General features: G+C 71.1%; 14 protein-coding genes. 6 read left to right on the top strand and 8 right to left on the bottom strand.

All coding sequences use genetic code 11. The annotated features are described in order from the left end of the window. Positions 1 to 35: 35 nt before the first annotated feature. On the bottom strand, positions 36 to 692 hold the full coding sequence (locus MQP27_RS45380) for a chaplin (protein ID WP_242776846.1): 657 nt from the start codon (positions 690 to 692) through the stop codon (positions 36 to 38). Positions 693 to 968: 276 nt separating this feature from the next. Between MQP27_RS45380 and MQP27_RS45375 the strand changes: the two genes are divergently transcribed. Next, positions 969 to 2,543, top strand: coding sequence for an alpha/beta hydrolase (locus tag MQP27_RS45375; RefSeq protein ID WP_242776844.1), 1,575 nt, complete (start codon positions 969 to 971; stop codon positions 2,541 to 2,543). 20 nt (positions 2,544 to 2,563) lie between these two features. On the opposite strand, the gene MQP27_RS45370 is transcribed toward MQP27_RS45375, so the two are convergent. Further along, on the bottom strand, positions 2,564 to 2,989 hold the full coding sequence (locus tag MQP27_RS45370) for a MarR family winged helix-turn-helix transcriptional regulator (RefSeq protein ID WP_242776842.1): 426 nt from the start codon (positions 2,987 to 2,989) through the stop codon (positions 2,564 to 2,566). A gap of 79 nt (positions 2,990 to 3,068) precedes the next feature. On the opposite strand from MQP27_RS45370, the gene MQP27_RS45365 reads away from it, so the two are divergent. Further along, positions 3,069 to 3,491: a PaaI family thioesterase gene (locus tag MQP27_RS45365; RefSeq protein ID WP_242776914.1), complete on the top strand. Its 423-nt coding sequence runs from the start codon at positions 3,069 to 3,071 to the stop codon at positions 3,489 to 3,491. On the opposite strand, the gene MQP27_RS45360 is transcribed toward MQP27_RS45365, so the two are convergent. Together MQP27_RS45360 and MQP27_RS45355 are read right to left on the bottom strand one after the other, a co-directional pair. Further along, entirely contained in the window at positions 3,488 to 4,744 is a 1,257-nt protein-coding gene (locus MQP27_RS45360; protein WP_242776840.1) for an arginine deiminase, read from the bottom strand. The genes MQP27_RS45365 and MQP27_RS45360 overlap by 4 nt on opposite strands. A gap of 27 nt (positions 4,745 to 4,771) precedes the next feature. Then, positions 4,772 to 6,190, bottom strand: coding sequence for a basic amino acid/polyamine antiporter (locus tag MQP27_RS45355; RefSeq protein ID WP_242776838.1), 1,419 nt, complete (start codon positions 6,188 to 6,190; stop codon positions 4,772 to 4,774). Positions 6,191 to 6,277: 87 nt separating this feature from the next. Between MQP27_RS45355 and MQP27_RS45350 the strand changes: the two genes are divergently transcribed. Next, the gene (locus MQP27_RS45350; protein WP_242776836.1) at positions 6,278 to 7,375 is read left to right on the top strand and encodes a baeRF3 domain-containing protein; all 1,098 of its coding nucleotides are present in this window, start codon (positions 6,278 to 6,280) and stop codon (positions 7,373 to 7,375) included. Between the two features lie 18 nt (positions 7,376 to 7,393). On the opposite strand, the gene MQP27_RS45345 is transcribed toward MQP27_RS45350, so the two are convergent. Together MQP27_RS45345 and MQP27_RS45340 are read right to left on the bottom strand one after the other, a co-directional pair. Then, the gene (locus MQP27_RS45345; RefSeq protein WP_242776834.1) at positions 7,394 to 9,418 is read right to left on the bottom strand and encodes a phosphocholine-specific phospholipase C; all 2,025 of its coding nucleotides are present in this window, start codon (positions 9,416 to 9,418) and stop codon (positions 7,394 to 7,396) included. A gap of 139 nt (positions 9,419 to 9,557) precedes the next feature. After that, the gene (locus MQP27_RS45340; protein WP_242776832.1) at positions 9,558 to 9,971 is read right to left on the bottom strand and encodes an SsgA family sporulation/cell division regulator; all 414 of its coding nucleotides are present in this window, start codon (positions 9,969 to 9,971) and stop codon (positions 9,558 to 9,560) included. 392 nt (positions 9,972 to 10,363) lie between these two features. Between MQP27_RS45340 and MQP27_RS45335 the strand changes: the two genes are divergently transcribed. Further along, on the top strand, positions 10,364 to 11,791 hold the full coding sequence (locus MQP27_RS45335; protein WP_242776830.1) for a PP2C family protein-serine/threonine phosphatase: 1,428 nt from the start codon (positions 10,364 to 10,366) through the stop codon (positions 11,789 to 11,791). Between the two features lie 54 nt (positions 11,792 to 11,845). On the opposite strand, the gene MQP27_RS45330 is transcribed toward MQP27_RS45335, so the two are convergent. Next, positions 11,846 to 13,342, bottom strand: coding sequence for a DNA-binding protein NsdB (locus tag MQP27_RS45330; RefSeq protein WP_242776828.1), 1,497 nt, complete (start codon positions 13,340 to 13,342; stop codon positions 11,846 to 11,848). A gap of 247 nt (positions 13,343 to 13,589) precedes the next feature. Between MQP27_RS45330 and MQP27_RS45325 the strand changes: the two genes are divergently transcribed. Together MQP27_RS45325 and MQP27_RS45320 are read left to right on the top strand one after the other, a co-directional pair. Then, entirely contained in the window at positions 13,590 to 14,732 is a 1,143-nt protein-coding gene (locus tag MQP27_RS45325; RefSeq protein WP_242776826.1) for an aminoglycoside phosphotransferase family protein, read from the top strand. Positions 14,733 to 14,981: 249 nt separating this feature from the next. Then, positions 14,982 to 16,958 (top strand): N-acetylmuramoyl-L-alanine amidase, encoded by a 1,977-nt coding sequence (locus MQP27_RS45320; protein WP_242776824.1) that lies wholly within the window; start codon positions 14,982 to 14,984, stop codon positions 16,956 to 16,958. A 21-nt stretch (positions 16,959 to 16,979) separates the two neighbouring features. Here the strand turns inward: MQP27_RS45320 and MQP27_RS45315 are convergent, their stop codons facing one another. After that, positions 16,980 to 17,477 (bottom strand): hypothetical protein, encoded by a 498-nt coding sequence (locus tag MQP27_RS45315; protein WP_142149023.1) that lies wholly within the window; start codon positions 17,475 to 17,477, stop codon positions 16,980 to 16,982. Between the last annotated feature and the right edge of the window lie 23 nt (positions 17,478 to 17,500).

Below are 17,500 nucleotides of genomic sequence, written 5' to 3'. Positions count from 1 at the left end.
CACGGCGGGGCCTTTCGGATGGTCGGTACGAGCCGTCAGCGCGCGGCGCGGAAACGCCGGCGGAGCGCGAATCCGCCCAGCACCAGCGCGGCGCCGGTGACCGCGGTGGGCAGCGCCTCGTCGGTGCCGGTGTGGGCCAGGGAGGCCACCGGGTGTTCGGGGACGGACCGGTCGCCCGGGCCCGGTCGCGGGTGGGACCTGGGCGGGGTGGACGGTTCCGGCGTGTGCCCGGTGGGGTGGTCACCGGGCGTGTTCACGGACTCGTTGCCGACCGAGGCGTTGCCCGCGCCGACGACGCTGACCGTGTTGCCGCTGACGTTCACCGGGAGGTGGACCGGGAGCTGGACGCCGTTGCCGGAGAGCACACCGGGCGAATCCTTTCCGCTGCCGTGTGCTTCGCTGCCGGACGCCTCGCCGCCGTGCGACGCGGGCCCGTCCGGTGCCTTGTGGCCGCCCTCGTCGGCGCAGCTGTTGCCCGCGGCGGGGTCGAGGAGCCCCGCCACGTTCACGGTGTTCCCGCACACGTTCACCGGCACGTGGACCGGGAGCTGGACGGTGTTGCCGGAGATCGGACCGGGCGATCCGGCCGTCGCGCCGTCCGCCGAGGAGTCGGCCTGGGCCGGCGCCGTCAGGGCCATCGCGCCCGAGGCCGCGGCGACGGCGAGCACACCGTTCCGGGTAACCCTTCGCATAGGTTCCCTGCCTTCCAGACATGGTCGCGGGCGGCTGCCCGCACCGGGGAGGCGGGCATCGGCCCGCACCGCTTAAAACGCGGGCGAACCATCCGAGTTATGGCTTATCGGCCTTTCACCCCATCGAGCGGCCCGGTTATCGAACTAGCAGCAAAACCGCACTGTTCACCCGGAAGGGCGCACAGGATAGGGCACCTCTCGCGGTCCCGCTCGCCCGGAGGCGGGGCCCGCGGGGTCCGCCTATCGTGATCGAGGACGCCGTCCCTGGAGGCATCGATGCTGGCCAAGCTGTCAACGCGGTCCGCCGCCCGGCGCTGCGCGGTGACCGGTACCGCCGCTCTGGCGCTGCTGGCGGCGGGACTGCCGGCGGTGGCCTCGGACGGCACCGGACCCGACCTGTCACGCTTCTACCGGCAGAAGATCACGTGGTCGAGGTGCAAGGGCGACGGCATGCCCGCGGACCTGCAGTGCGGCAAGGTCACGGTGCCCCTCGACTACGCCAGGCCGCGGACGGGGACGCTCGACCTGGCGCTCGCCCGTTATCGCGCCACCGGCAAGAAGCGGGGCTCGGTGCTGCTGAACTTCGGCGGTCCGGGCGGCGCCGGTGTGCCCGAACTCGCCGCCGGCGGCAAGGACTTCATGGGCCTCACCAACGGCTACGACGTGGTGACCTTCGATCCGCGCGGCGTCGGCCGGTCCTCGCCGGTCAGCTGCGGCGACGGCTCCGACGAGGCCTCGGCGGCGACCGACGAGGACGCCGACGTGAGCGATCCGCAGGCCGTGCTGCGGCAGTTGAAGCAGGCGGCCGACCAGTGCGCCAAGCATTCGGGGCCGGTCCTTCCGTACATCGGCACGGTGAACGCCTCGCGCGACATGGACGTGATGCGGCAGGCCCTCGGCGACAAGAAGCTCAACTACCTCGGTTTCTCCTACGGGACACGGCTCGGCGCGGTGTATGCCGCCCAGTTCCCCAAGAAGGTGGGCCGGCTGGTGCTCGACGGGGTGGACACCCTGACCGAGCCGATGTCCGAGCAGGGCATCGCGGGTGCCGAGGGGCAGCAGACGGCGCTGGACGACTTCGTCGACTGGTGCGCCAAGGACATCGCCTGCCCGTTCGGCCAGGACGCGCGCGACGGCCGGGACCAGGTCGTCCAGCTGGTCCACTCGCTCGACGAGGACCCCGTACCGACCGACCTCGGGCAGCAGTTCACCGGGCAGGACCTGGTGGGCGCCATCGGACAGGCCCTGTACAGCCAGGACTTGTGGCCCTCGCTGGAGCGCGCCCTCGCCCAACTCGTCGAGGACGGCGACACCCGCGGGATCATGGGCTTCGCCACCGGCGGGATGGCACCGGCCGGCCGGGGGAAGGCCGACGGCGGCGGCCTGGTCGACGCGAACGACGTCCCGCTGGACAACCTCCCCGCCGCGCTGATGGCGATCAACTGCGCGGACGACCCCGACCGCCCCTCCGCCGACCGGATCACCAGGAGCCTCGGCCGGCTGCGCGCCGAGTACGAGCAGGCCTCCCCCGTCTTCGGCCGCTACCGGCTCACCGAGGTGCTGATGTGCTACGGCCGCCCGAAGGGCACCGACTTCATCCGCGACAAGGTGCGGGACGTCCACTCCGCGAAGATGCTCCTGGTCGGCACGCGCGGCGACCCGGCGACGCCGTACCGCTGGACGGTGGAGACCGCGAAGCGGCTCGGCTCCTCGGCCGTGGTCCTCGACAACAAGGGCGAGGGCCACACCGGTTACGCCTCCTCGAAGTGCGTGCACGGCAAGGTCGACGACTTCCTGCTGTACGGCTCGCTGCCGCCGACGGGAAGTTCCTGCGGGCCGGACGAGGAGTGAGTTCACGCCTCCCAGCGAGCTCACGCCTCCCAGTGGGCGAGGCGGTGCAGGGCGCCCGCCGTCCGTACGAAGCCCTCGTCGCCGAGCAGGGCGCGCAGTTCGGCGTTGAAGCGGTCGATCTCCGGCTGCGCGGCCCGCAGGGCCTCGGCTCCGGCGTCCGTCAGCTCCAGGACCACGGCCCGGTGCTGGAGCGGGTGCGGTTCCTTCGTGAGCAGCCGCGCGGCGGTGAGCCGGGCGACGAGCGCGGTGACCGCGGATTCCCGCAGTCCGAGGGTGCGGGCCAGTTCCTGCTGGGTGATGCTCGGCTGGTCCTTGACGGCGAACAGCGCGCCGAGCTGCGCGGTGGTGACTCCGGCGGCGGCCAGGCAGCGGCGGTCCTGGGTCGTGCGCAGCCGGTGTGCCGCCCGCTGCAACAGGAAGTAGAGGCGCTGGTCGGGCTCGGACATGGGCCGATCTTGACAGAGGACACCCGGCCGCGCCACCCTCACTTCACCAGTGAAGTGAGGTGAGGGCGTGAGCGGGACGATGGATCTGGAGCTCGCCCGGAAGATCCTGGCGGAGCAGCCCTTCAGCAGGCTGCTGGGCGCCCGGATCACGGCGTTCGGGGAGGGCACGGCCAGCCTCGAACTGGACGTCCGCGAGGAGCTGCTCCAGCAGTACGGCTTCGTGCACGGCGGGGTGCTCTCGTACGCGGCGGACAACACGCTGACGCTGGCTGCGGGCACCGTCGTGGGGTCGGGTCTGATCACGTCCGGTTTCACCATCGACTACCTGCGCCCGGCCACGGGCCGGCTGCTGCGCGCGCACGGCGAGGTGGTGCGGGCGGGCCGCACGCGGGTGGTGAGCCGCTGCGACGTGGTCACGGTCGACGGGGAGGGCACGGAGACCCTGTGCGCCGTCGCGCAGGGGAACATCGCGGTGATCGAGCCGGTGGCCGGGAAGGGCTAGAACTCGACGGGGTCGCGCACGATCGGGCAGGTCATGCAGTGGCCGCCGCCGCGGCCCCGGCCCAGTTCGGCGCCCGTGATGGTGACGACCTCGATGCCCGCCTTGCGCAGCAGGGTGTTGGTCTGGGTGTTGCGGTCGTAGGTGAAGACCACCCCGGGCTCCAGGGCGACCGCGTTGTTGCCGCTGTCCCACTGCTGGCGCTCGGAGGCGTACACGTCCCCGCCGGTCTCCACGACCCGCAGCTCCGGCAGGCCGAGTGCCTTGGCGACCACGTCGACGAACGGGGTCGAGCCCTCGTCGGTGAGTTCGATGCCCGGCGCCTTGTCGCTCGGCCGCAGGGAGAAGGTGTGCACGCCGTCCATGATGGTCGGGTAGAGCGTCACCAGGTCGCGGTCGGCGAAGGTGAACACGGTGTCGAGGTGCATCGCGGACCGCAGCTTGGGCATGCCGGCGACCACGACGTGCTGGGCGGCGCCGCCCTCGAAGAGCGCCTTGGCGACCTGGGTGATGGCCTGCCGCGAGGTGCGCTCGCTCATGCCCATGAGGACGACGCCGTTCCCTACGGGCATGATGTCGCCGCCCTCGAACGTCGCCTGTCCCCAGTCGAGTTCGGGGTCCCCCCACCACACGGTGGAGCCGGTGTAGTCGGGGTGGAAGCTGTAGATCGCCTTCATGAGGAGGGTCTCGTCGTGCCGGGCGGGCCAGTACAGCGGGTTGAGGGTGACTCCGCCATAGAGCCAGCAGGTCGTGTCGCGGGTGTAGAGGGTGTTGGGCAGCGGCGGCATCAGGTACTCGCGCACCCCGGTCGACTCGCGGGCCAGCGCGAGGTATCCGGTGCGGTACTCCTCGGGCAGGTCCCCGGTGGCGAGGCCGCCGATCAGGTACTTGGCGAGCCGCTCGGGCTCCAGGGACTCCAGATAGGCGCGGGTGGGGTCGATGAGGCCGATGCCGACCTCGTTGGCGACGATCTTCCGGTCCAGGAGCCAGTCCCGGGCGCCCGGCACGGTCAGGGTCCGGGCGAGCAGGTCGTGCAGCTCGACCACCTCGACGTCGCGTTCGCGCAGCTTGTTGACGAAGTCGGCGTGGTCGCGCTGGGCGTTCTCCACCCACATGACGTCGTCGAAGAGCAGGTCGTCGGAGTTGGTCGGGGTGAGCCTGCGGTGGGCGAGCCCGGGCGCGCAGACCAGTACCTTGCGCAGCCTGCCGACCTCGGAGTGGACGCCGTACGCGGGAGGGGGGTCTTGATTGGTCACGGTGCACCTTTCCGGAGGCCGAGGGGGTCAGAGGCTGATCCAGCCCAGCGCCAGGGCGAGGATCCCCAGCACGGCGCCGGCCACCGAGACGGCCAGGATCACGAGTTCAGGCGGGGAGAACGGCCGTCTGCCCTGTTCCCGGCGGGCCATCACGAACAGGACGGTGGCGGGGGCGTAGACGATGAAGGAGACGAGGACGAACTTGAGGCCGGCCGCGTAGACGAGGAACGCGGTGTAGACGGTGGCGAGGACGGCGACGGCCAGCTCGCCGCGCCGGCCGCGCAGGGCGATGCGCACGGCGAAGGCGGCCGCCAGGAAGAAGGGGATCAGGGTCAGCGCGCTCGTGAGGTCCAGGGCGAAGTTGAAGGCGTCGTCCGAGAACATCGTGACGACGAGGACGATCTGGCTGAGCAGGGTCGTCATCACCAGCGCGGGCAGGGGTACGTCGGCGGCCGTGGAGCGCTTCAGGAAGCGCGGCATGTCGTCGTCCTTGGCGGCGACGAACAGCACCTCGGCGGCCATCAGCGTCCAGGCGAGGTAGGCGCCGAGCACGGACACGATCAGGCCGACGCTGACGAAGACCTTGCTCCAGGTGCCGACCGCGTGCTCCAAAACGCCGGCCATGGACGGCTGGCGCAGCTTGGCGATCTCGGCCATCGGCATCAGGCCGTACGACACGATCGTCACCGAGGCGAAGACCGCGAAGACGCTGAGGAAGCCGAGGATCGTGGCCCGTCCGACGTCCTCGCGGCGTCTGGCGTGCCGGGAGTAGACGCTGGCGCCCTCGACGCCCAGGAACACGAAGACGGTGGCCAGCATCGTGCCCCGGACCTGGCTGAACAGGGAGCCCGCGTAGTCGGCGCCGCCGAAGTTCTCGGCGAAGACATGGGGTTTGAGGTAGAAGAGCGCGAGGACGACGAAGACCAGGATCGGTACGACCTTGGCGACCGTGACGATCCGGTTGATCGCCGCCGCCTCCTTGACGCCGCGGCTGATGAGCGCGAAGAACAGCCACAGGCCCACCGAGGAGAGCACCACCGCGAGCACGGTGTCGCCGTCGCCCAGCGCGGGTGCGATCGCGCCGATCGTCGACATGATGAGCACCCAGTACGTCACGTTGCCGACGCAGGCGCTGGCCCAGTAGCCGAACGCCGCGAAGAAGCCCAGGTATTCGCCGAAGCCGGCCTTGGCGTAGGCGTACACACCGGCGTCGAGGTCGGGTCTGCGCACCGCGAGGGTCTGGAAGACGAAGGCCAGCATCAGCATGCCGGTGCCGGCGACGGCCCAGGCGATGAGCGCGCCTGCCACACCCGTCTCCTCGGCGAACCGGCGCGGCAGGGAGAAGACGCCCGCTCCCACCATCGAGCCGACCACCATGGTGGTGAGCGTCGGCAGGGAGAGCTTGGCCGCCTCGGGCGCCCGGGTTTCCTTCTCGACCTGCGTCACGCGGCGACATTAACAACGTTTTGTCCCGATTTCCTGGCGAGATTGCCCCGAATGCCTGATCGGCGAATCAGTCCTATCGTGCTTGGTATGGAGCACGACCTGAGTCCCTCAACCCTGTCCGAGCTCCGGCGCCCGCGGCCCTATCCCGCCGTGTCCGTACTGACGCCGACGCACCGCCGAGAGCCCGAGAACGCCCAGGATCCGGTCCGGCTGCGCAATGTCGTGGCCGAGGCCAAGAAGCAACTGGAGTCCGATCCCGCGGTCACCCGCGAACGGCGCTCCGACGTAGTCCGTCAGCTCGACCAGGCCCTCGCAGAGGTGGATCTGGCGCATGCCGAGGACGGTCTGGTGATCTTCGCCGCTCCGGGTGAGCACCAGGTCTGGTCGCTCGCCCGCAGTGTGCCGGAGCGCGTGGTGCTCTCGGACACCTTCCTGACCCGCAACCTCGTCTCCGCGCAGGCCGCCGAGCGGCCGTTCTGGGTGCTCTCGGTCTCCCCGGACCGGGTCACCCTGTGGAGCGGCGGCACCGACCGGGTCGTCGAGGACCGCTCCGGCGGCTTCCCGCTGACGAGAACCCTCGACAACTTCGACGCCGAGCGGCAGGAGCGCATCGGCGACATGCCGAGCACCTTCCGCGACGAGGGCACCCGGCACTTCCTGCGGGACGCCGACGCCGCGATGGGCATGGTGCTGCGCGAACAGCCGCGGCCGCTGTACGTCACCGGTGAGCCGGCGGCGCTGTCCCTGCTGGACGAGGTCGGCAGCGTCACCAAGGAGGCCGTGCACGTACCGCACGGCGGCCTGTCGCACGGCACGCCCGAGGCGGTGTGGCACGCGGTACGTCCGATGGTCGCGGCCGAGGCCCGCAGAAGCACCGACGCGGTCGCCCGGGAGCTCGAATCGGCCCGGGGGCGCAAGGCCTTCGCGGCCGGTGTCGACGAGGTCTGGCAGAGCGCCCGCGAGGGCCGGGTCCGGCTGCTGGCCGTCGAGGAGAACTACCGCGTCACGGTGCGTGACGTCCTCGACGGCCATCTGATCCCGGCCGAGAGCGACGACCTCGACTCCCGCCAGGACATCGTGGACGAGATCGTCGAACAGTGCCTGGAGACCGGCGCGGACGTCCGCTTCGTACCCGACGGCATGCTCGGCGACGCGAGCGGGATCGCCGGGGTGCTGCGGTACTGACGGCCGTCCGCGCCGAGGTCAGCCGCTGACGCTCGCCGCGCCCGTCTCCAGGTGCCCGGTGAAGCGGCGAGACCAGGTGGCGTCGGAGTCGACGGTGACCGTGAAGTCGTACCAACCGCTCTGGTACGCCACCGCGTTGAAGAAGTCCTCCGTCGAAGCGCCCGCGGCGACGGTGTACGTCCACGGCCCGTCGCCGCGGTAGTGGTTGGAGGTGATGGTGAACTTCACCGACGCGGAGCCCGAGTTGGTCATCCTGAAGTAGATCGCGAGCTTGCCGGTCCCCGGCTCGACGGCGTAACGAGTGCTCACCTCGGCCGACTTGCCGGCCTTCGTGGCGTCGCCCTGGAAGCGGCGCAGGAAGCGGTTGGGGCCGACCATGGTGAGGTCGTACTTGCCGTCGCCGTACCCGGAGCCGATGTTGAAGTAGTCGGAGGCCGTGGCGCCCGGGTCGACCGTGTACTGCCACGGCGTGGTGTCGCGGTAGGCGTTCGGGTGGATGGAGAGGTGCGCGGCGCGCTGGGCGGCCCCGCCCTGGTTGGCCATGGCGAACCAGGCGAGGATCTTGCCGGAGCCGCCGAACTCCAGCCGGTCCAGGTAGCCGTTGGGCTGGTACGGCAGTGAGCGTGCGGGCCGGGTGCCGGGCTCCTGGGCGGGCAGGGCGTTGTTCGTGGGGACCGGGTTGGGCAGCGGCCCGCAGGTGGCGTAGCCGATGACGCTCGTCGCGGGCAGCGACACCGCGCCGTGGACCGGGTTGGCGAAGTCGAAGACGCCGGTCAGGTCGCCGCTGACCTTGCGGCGCCAGGCACTGATGTTGGGGCAGCTCGCGGGCTTGCCGAGCGCCGTCGTCCAGGTCTCCAGGAAGCGCAGCACCGAGGTGTGCTCGAAGACCTCCGAGGAGACCCAACCGCCGCGTGTCCAGGGCGAGATGACGATCATCGGGACGCGGAAGCCGAAGCCGTACGGGACTCCGTTGAGGAACTCCCCCGCTGTTCCGGCGGGCGGGGCCGGGGGCGGGACGTGGTCGAAGCAGCCGTCGTTCTCGTCGTAGTTGAGGAACAGGACGGTGGAGTCGAAGACGTCCGGGTCGGCGGCCAGGGCCTGGTAGACGAGGCTGACGAAGTGGGCGCCGTCGCCGGGCGGGGCGTAGGGGTGCTCGGAGAAGGCCTGGTTGGGGACGATCCAGGAGACCTGCGGGAGGGTGCCGGCCAGGACGTCGGCCTTGATGGCGGCGGCGATGTCGTCAGGGGTCGAGCCCGTCACCTTCGGGACGGAGGACATGCCCCGGTCGTAGAGCGGATTCCCGGCCTTGGCATTGGCGAAGGTCTTGAAGTAGGCGCAGCCGTTGTCGCCGTAGTTGTCGGCCGCGTTCTGATAGACCTTCCAGGTCACCCCGGCGTTCTGCAGGGCCTCGGCGTAGTTCTGCCAGGTCAGGCCGGATTCGTCGCCGCCGTCGTAGCTGCCGGCGTCGACCTTTCCGCTCCACAGGTAGGTGCGGTTGGGGCCGGTCGCGCTGAGCGTGGAGCAGAAGTACGCGTCGCAGATCGTGTAGTTGTCGGCGAGCGCGTAGTGGAAGGGGATGTCGGAGCGGTCCAGGTAGCCGAGGGAGCGCACATTGCCCACGCCGGAGACCCAGTTGTCCAGGCGGCCCTTGTTCCACGCGGAGTGCTGCGAGGACCAGGAGTGCGGCAGGTCGCCGTTGCACTGGGCGAGGGTCTCGCCGTCCTCGCCGCCCGCGGCCGGGGTGGCGCTGAGCTTCCACGGGTACTGCCGGCCCGAGCCGTTCGGCTGGTTGAAGACCGAGTACCCGCCGCCGAGGGTGATGCCGCTGCGGTCGTCGAAGCCCCGGACGCCCTTGAGGCGCCCGAAGTAGTGGTCGAAGCTGCGGTTCTCCTGCATGAGGATCACCACGTGCTTCACGTCGGAGATCGTGCCGGTCGCCGCGCTCTGGGCAGCGGCCGCCGTTCGAGTACCGGCGCCCACTGCCATGCCCGCCGCCACGGTGGCGCCGAGCCCCACGAAGCCTCTTCGGCTGATCGGTGTCATTCGCCCCGTCCTCGTCACAGGAGTGCCCCAGCGGCACACCGCGCGCAAGGCTGCACGGGGTGATCGTCAAGGTCCATACCCGCGGGACGACCCCGAGGTGAACAAAAGTCAAAGCCGGTCCCGGCGGGGCGCCTTGCGCTCAGACGCTGCCGAACAGGGCGCTCAGGCCGCGGTCGACGGCGTCGCCCAGCTCCTCCTCCCCCGCCGCCACCACCGCGAGGGTGCGCAGCAGGAAGCGGCGGAGGGTCGGCGTGTCGAACTGGAGCAGGGCCAGGCCGTAGGGCGAGTGGAACTCCAGGACCGTGCGGGCGCGGCCGCAGGGCCATATGTGCACGTCGCCGCCGCCGGCCGGACCGCGCAGGCCCTCCTGGAGCAGGGCGCGGCCGAAGGTCCAGGTGACGCCCGTGCCGTCGAGGGAGACGTCGGGCGGGAAGTCGATGTGCACGGCGAGCGGGTCCGCGGAGGTGTAGCGCAGGGTGGCCGGGACGGGCAGCTCCTGCTCGTCGGCGGTGATCAGGCGGCCCCGCGCGGGCTGCTCGAGGGTGATGTCCATGGTCGTTCTCCCCGTTTGGTCGGACGTCGGCGTGATTGCCGATGCTGTTACGACCCCGCAGACCCCGTTCGCATTACGCGGAAGCGCTTTCAAGTTTGTGTGACCTGCGTCACCCACGAAGGAAGCCGAACAGACGCCCGTCGAACACACGGGTGAACACGCGCCTCGCCTCGGCTACGATGCGTCAAGTCACGTACGGCGCCTACGACTTGACCACCAGGTCGCGTAGGCGACGCGCGCAGTCGGAACGCTCCGTGAAGACGGTGGCATATGCCAGAAGCACCACCGGATCGTGTGTTGCCAAATCCCTTACAGGGCGTCGCGGGCTGTGCAACAGTCGTAACGGTCCCTCCGTCCGCCTTGGTCGTACCGTCCCCGCATCGGAGTGCGTCATGCCGTCCCACCTCTCCGCGGATCACCCAGCCGCCCAGCCGCCGGGCCGCGGCTCGGTCGACGCGCTGATATCGCAGGCGCGGCGGCTCAAGGGTGACGTGGACGCCGTACGGCGGGACGCGCACGGTGACGGTTCGGACCCGCAGGAGCGCTGGCAGCGCGCGCTGTGCGACCTGGCACTGCATCAACTCAACGACCTGGACGCCCACTTGGCCCAGCTGCGGGACGGTCCGCCGCCCGCGCCGGAGGCCGCCGAGGCGGTGCCGGTCACCCAGGGCGCGCTCCCCGCACCCCGGCGCGGCTCACTGCTCAGCAGGGTCGGCAGCGCGGAGTGGAACCTCCTCACGGACGAGGCGAGTTGGTCCGGCGAGCTGTACCAGATACTGGGCCGCGACCCCGCCGCTCCCCCGCTCACCCTCGACGAACTCCCGTCCCTGGTCCTGGACGAGGACCGGACGAAGCTGACGACGATGGTCACGGACTGCCTCGTCGACGCCAGGCCCATCGACGGCGAGTTCCGCATCGTGCGCCCGGACGGCGAAGTGCGGACCGTGCACATGATGGGCGAGCCCGTGCTCGACGCCGACGGCAGCACCGCCTCCATGTGGGCCGTACTGCGGGACGTCAGCGAACTGCGCCGCAGCCAGAGGGCGGTGAGCGAGACCCGTGACTCGCTGCAGCGCCACCAGCACCGCGCGCAGACCGAGCACCGGCTCGCGGTCGAGCTGCAGGAGGCCGTGCTGCCGCCGTGGCGTGGCTCCCTGCGGCTCCCGCACCAGGGCCCCGAGACCCTGGACCTCGCCGCCCACTACCTGCCGTCGTCGACGAGCGCGCTGATCGGCGGCGACTGGTACGACGCCCTCGAACTCTCCGACGGGCAGACCCTGTTGAGCGTCGGTGACCTGACCGGGCACGGCGTCGCCGTCACCTCGGGCATGGCGATGCTGCTCGGCGCCCTGCGCGGCATGGCGATGGCCGGCACCCGGCCGGGTCAACTGCTGTCGCTGCTCAACCAGTTACTCGACGCCACCGTGCAACCGGCCCTCGGCAGCGCCGTCTGCTGCCGCTACCGGCCCGAGACCCGCACCCTGACCTGGGCGCAGGCCGGACACCCCGCCCCGCTGCTGTTCCGCGACGGGACGGGGCGCAGGCTGCACGCACCGGACGGCGTCCTGCTGGGCGCGACCTCGGGCGCCACCTACGAGGAGGTCCACGAGACCCTCGAGGCGGGCGACCTGCTCCTGCTGCACACGGACGGGCTGGTGCCCAGGCGTGGCCGCACGGAGGCGGCGAACCGGCTCCTCGACCTGGCCCCGCGCTTCGGCGCGGCGCGCACCGCACAGGACTGCGTGCGGACGGTCGTGGAGGAGTTCGGCGAGGCCGAGCGCGAGGACGACGCCTGCGTGCTCGTCGCCAGGGTGGTGTGAGCGGGCAACACCAGGTGACGTAACCCTGGTTGCGGCGACAGCCCCACAGGCCCCCTATGCCCGTGCGCTGTTGCCGCCCCTCGACGCCGGCCTGGGCAGTGCCAGTTTGATCTCCTCCCGCAACTCGTGGATCTTCGGGTAGCTGGAGTACTCCGCGGTGAGCCGGTACATCTGGCGCAGCCGGTCCCAGGTGCGGTGGGAGGAGTTGGATCCCATCGACATCAGGGCCAGGCGGGCGTACCGGTCCGCCTGTTCGGGGTCGTCGGCGATGAAGCAGGCGGAGGCCATGGACAGGAAGTCGAAGATCTTCGACCGCTGGCGTCCGTCGACCCGCAGGGCCAGGGCCTTCTCCGCGTAGTGCTGGGCGTGCACGGCCGCGCCGGGCTCGTGCTCGGCCAGCGTGCGGTAGGCCAGGGCCTGCATGCCGTACAGATCCTCCTCCTTGAACATCTGCATCCAGCTCGGCGGCGGCACGTCGCCCCGGTCGGAGACGAAGAGGTCCTCCGCCTGGCCGAGGGTGCGGCGCATGGCCTGGCCCTTGCCCATCGAGGCCTGTGCCCAGGCCTCGATGGTGTAGAGCATGGCGCGGGTGCGTGGCAGCACCTCGTCGCCGGAGCCGGACTGGGCGAGCTTCATCAGGTCGAGTGCGTCGTCGGGCCGGCCGAGGTGCACCATCTGGCGGGCCGCCCGGGAGAGGGCCTCTCCCGCACGGGGCCGGTCGCCGCCTTCTCTGGCCGCGTGGGCGGCGATGACGAAGTACTTCTGGGCCGTGGGTTCGAGGCCGACGTCGTGCGACATCCAGCCCGCGAGTACGGCGAGGTTGGCGGCGACGCCCCACAGGCGCCGCTGCAGATGGTCGGGGTGTCGGTAGGCGAGCATGCCGCCCACTTCGTTGAGCTGGCCTACGACCGCCTTGCGCTGCAGCCCGCCGCCGCGGGCCGCGTCCCAGGCCCGGAACACCTCCACCGAGCGCTCCAGTTCCTCGATCTCCTGCGACCCGATGGGGGCGGCCTCATAGCGGTCGAACCCAGCGGGGTCGGCGTGCAGGGGGTCTTCGAACTGGGGGGCGTCGGCGGAGAGAGTCGGGTCGGTGTGCAGCCAGTCGTACATGGCGCTGCTGAGTGCGGATCCCGCGGCGAGCGCGGCACCCGCGCCCACCAAGCCGCGTCGGTTGAGCATGAGGTCCATTCCCGTGAATTCGGTGAGGACCGCAGCCGTCCGCTCGGGCGCCCACGGCACACCGTCGGGATGTTCCACACTCCCGGCGGCGTCCTGCCGTTTCCCCGCACGCCCGTGCCGGACCAGACCGAGGTCCTCGATGGTCACGACACGGCCGAGACGCTCGGTGAACAGAGCCGCCAGCACCCGCGGCACCGGATCGCGGGGGATCTCCCCCATGTCGATCCAACGCCGCACCCGGGAGGTGTCGGTCGACAGCTGGGGGTGGCCCATGGCCGCCGCCTGCCGGTTGACCAGCCTCGCGAGTTCACCCTTGGACCAGCCGGCCATGCCGAACAGGTCCGAAAGGCGGGTGTTGGGTTGTCCGCTCACGTCAAGCCCCCAGGTTCTCGGCTGAGTTGACAGTAGCCCCGGGCGAGTTGCCGCGGGACTATTCGCCAGGCTTCGCCAGGGTGCGCCACATGGTGTGCCACTGGTCATCGGGTGTCAGGTAGGAACGCGCCACCCCGACCCGGTCGCCTTTCGGAAACAAGCGGGTGCATTCCCCAGGGTGCTCCCGAGGGGACCGGGCCGGGTAGCGCATCGACGTCGCAGGCACACGAAGGGATCTGTTTCGCCCATGTACGCAGCATCGTCCTCCGTGTCCGCCCCGCCCCGGTCTCTGCACCCCCGCCCGGGAGGCAGCGGCCCGTACCTCGACCCCGCGCGTCCCGCGGCCGCCCCCGTGCTCGGTGCGGGCAGGACACGGCGCGTTCCGGGGCTCGGCACCCAACCGCTCAGCGGGAGACTCGACTTGTCCGGCCCCCAGGGCGCCCAGCTGCGTACGGCCATCGCGTCGGTGCACCGGATCTGCCCGGAGTTCGCTCCGGTCCAGGTGCTGCGCCGCAGCGGACGGTCCGTGCTCCTGGTCGGAACGACCGGGCGCAGCACGGCCGTCGCCAAGTGTTTACTGGACCACTCCCCGGTGTGGTCCGAGCGGATCCGCCATGAAATAGCGGCCTACCGCTCGTTCGTCCGGCACCGCCCTCCGGTGCGGGTGCCGAGGCTGATCGCGGCGGATCCGGACAACTGCACCCTGGTCATCGAGCGGATGCCGGGACGGGTGGCGGCGCTCCAGCGGCACCCGGCCGAGGCCCCGCCGCGCGCCGACATCAGGGCGGCGCTGGGCGCGGTCTGCCGGCTGAACGCCTGGCGGCCGCCGGCGGGCACGTTCGACGCCCCGCTCGACTACGCGGCCCGCATCTCCCGGTACCACGAGCTCGGGCTGCTCACCGACCGGGACATGGGCGACCTGCAGAAGCTGCTGCACGGCATCGCGGCGACCTCGGGCCGGCACGGCATGGGCCAGTTCTGCCACGGCGACGCGCTGCTCTCGAACATCCTGTTGTCCCCGGCCGGTCCAGTGCTGGTGGACTGGGAGCACGCGGGCTGGTACCTGCCGGGCTACGACCTGGCGACGCTGTGGTCGGTCCTCGGCGACGCCCCGGTGGCCCGCCGTCAGATCAGCCAGATCGCGCAGTCGGCGGGGCCCGCCTCCCGGGACGCGTTCCTGGTGAACCTGATGCTCGTACTGACCCGTGAGATCCGTACCTACGAGACGGCCGTGCAGCGTTCGATGCACGACTCGGCCCCGGCGGCACCGGGAGTGGCCCACCAGGGTGCTGCGCCGTCCGGCGAGGAACAGCGGCTGCTGCTGCGGCGGCTGCACGACGACTGCCAGCTGGCCCGCCGGGCCGTACGCGCGGCGGTCGGCACTCGCTGAGGGGGCGAAGGTCCGCGGTGCGCCAGAACGGCGGCGCACCGCGGACCTTCGTATGCAGGGGCCATTGGTGTAAGCCACTGACGCCCCGCAGGCCCGAAAGCCGCCGCCACGAAACTCCTCCACCCTCGTGTTGACATGGGAAATCACCCTCCTCTGGGCATGATTGACGGATCGTCGGCCAGCCGGTACCACTGACCCACCGCACGGCCCTGCACGCCCCGCCACGCTCGTCCGTCCCTGGAGGCTGCATTGCGAGGATCCGCCACCGACCCCACATCCGTCCCCGGCCACAGACGCGCCCGCCGTACCGCCGGCGCCCTCGCCTCCGCGGCCCTGCTGCTTCCGCTGCTCGGCGCGGCCCCGGCCGCGAGCACCGCCGGGTCGTCCGCGAGCTCACTGCAGCGGGCGTTCGCCGCCGCGTCCGCCGAGTACCACGTGCCGCAGAGCGTCCTCCTCGGCGTCTCCTATCTGCAGTCCCGCTGGGACGGGCACGCGGGGGCGCCGAGCGTGACCGGCGGCTACGGGCCCATGCACCTCACCGACGCCCGCACCGCGCTGGCCACCGCCTCGCACCACAGCGAGGGCACGGAGGACGCCCGCGGGGACGGCGCCCGGGCCGCCCTGCACCCCGACACGAAGGTGCCGGCGAGCTCCCAGCTCCCCGCCCGCCTCAAGACGCTACCGAGGGCGGCCCGGCTGACCGGGATCCCGGCGGGGCAGCTGCGTACCGACGAAGCCGCCAATGTGGCGGGCGGTGCCGCGCTGCTCGCCGCCGCGCAGAAGGAGCTGGGCGAGCCGCTGAGCGACGACCCGGCGGACTGGTACGGGGCGGTGGCGCGCTTCTCGGGCGCGGACGACACCGCCACGGCGGCGGTGTATGCCAACGATGTCTACAACGTCCTGCGCACCGGTGAGGAGCGCACCACCGACGCCGGACAGCTGGTCGCACTGGCCGCGCAGCCCGGTCTGGCGCCGGACACCGCGCAGCTCGCGAGGACCGGTCTGCGCACGGTGTCCGCCGACGGCACCGAGTGCCCGAAGTCGGTGTCCTGCGAGTGGATCCCGGCGCCGTACGAGGAGTTCGGGGACAACGACTACGGCAACCACGACCTGGGCGACCGCCCGGCCTCGCAGAGCATCAAGTACATCGTCATCCATGACACCGAGGGTGCCTGGGACGGCGTACTGAACCTGATCCAGGACCCGACCTATGTGTCGTGGAACTACACCCTGCGCTCCACGGACGGTCTGATCGCCCAGCATGTGAAGGCCAAGGACGTGGCCTGGCACGCGGGGAACTGGTACGTCAACGCCAAGTCGATCGGCCTGGAGCACGAGGGCTTCCTCGCGGCGCCGGACGCCTGGTACACGGAGGCGATGTACCGGTCGTCGGCGCGGCTGGTGCGCTACCTTGCCGCGAAGTACCGCATCCCGCTGGACCGGCAGCACATCCTGGGCCACGACAACGTGCCGGGCCCCACGACGTCGACCATCCCGGGCATGCACACCGACCCCGGCCCCTACTGGGACTGGCGGCACTACTTCGAGCTGCTGGGCCACCCCTTCGAGCGCACCGCGGGCAAGAAGGGCGGGCTGGTGACGATCCTGCCGGACTACGCCACGAACCAGCCGGCCTACACGGGCTGCGTCACCGCGGGTCAGCCGTGCGCGGCCCACGGTTCGAGCGAGGTGCGGCTGTACTCCGACCACGACGAGAACTCGGCCCTGATCAAGGACGTCGGCCTGCACAAGGGCGCCGACTCGACGATCGACGTCAACGACGTGGGCTCGCGTGCCTCGACCGGCCAGCAGTACGCGGTCGCCGGCACGTACAAGGACTGGACGGCGATCTGGTACCTGGGCCAGAAGGCCTGGTTCCGCAACCCGAGGAAGGCGCCGACGGCGGTCTCCGCCAAGGGCCTGGTCGTGACGCCTAAGAATGGTCTGGACAGCGTTCCGGTGTACGGGCGCGCCTACCCGGAGGCCTCGGCGTACCCGGCGGGAGTGCCCGTGCAGGCGGTGTCGCCGCTGCCGTACACCCTGCCGGCGGGGCAGCGGTACGTGGTCGGTGGCGAGGTGCCCGGCGAGTACTACTACGCGGTCACCTTCACCACCGACTCGCACAAGGTCGTCGTCGGCAAGGACCTGTACTACGAGATCCAGTTCGGACACCGGGTGGAGTTCGTGCGCGCCGCCGACGTGCGGGTGCTGTCGTCGGTGTCGTAGACGTCGGTGTCGTCGACCGGATCAGCCCTGCTGGAACAGCTCCGCCGGGAGCGGTTTCAGCAGGGCGTACAGGTCGTCGGTGATGGGGCGGTCCCAGGCGGCGATGGTGACCAGGACGTTGTCGCTGCGGTCGAACTGGACGCAGGAGATCCGGCTCTCGGAGAGCTTGAGGCGGCGCACGATCAGGAGGTTGTCGCCCTGCATCACGGGCATGTCCTCGACGCCGACCACGGTCACCTCCTCCTCGTTCTCCAGCGCGAGCAGCAGCTGGGCGACCTCGAAGGGGATCTCGCCCTCGGCGACCTCGCGGGCCGGGGAGCCCTCGGGGAGGTTGCCGATGATCATCGCGGGGCCGCGGCCGCCGAAGAGGTCGTAGCGCAGGAAGACGCCCTGGCAGGAGCCGTCGGGGGCGGGCAGCAGGCCGGCGCCGAGGTTGCCGGGCCAGTCGCCCGGGTCCATGGCCAGGACGTCGAAGTCTGGACCGGCGGGGGTTGCGCTGCGGCGGCGGAGGAACGACATGCGGCAATGGTACGGGGCCCGAG

It is taken from the genome of Streptomyces cylindrosporus (assembly GCF_022698165.1).
Taxonomy (GTDB): domain Bacteria; phylum Actinomycetota; class Actinomycetes; order Streptomycetales; family Streptomycetaceae; genus Streptomyces; species Streptomyces cylindrosporus.
Note: the sequence above shows the minus strand (reverse complement) of the source record. Positions and strands in the feature narration are given on the sequence as shown.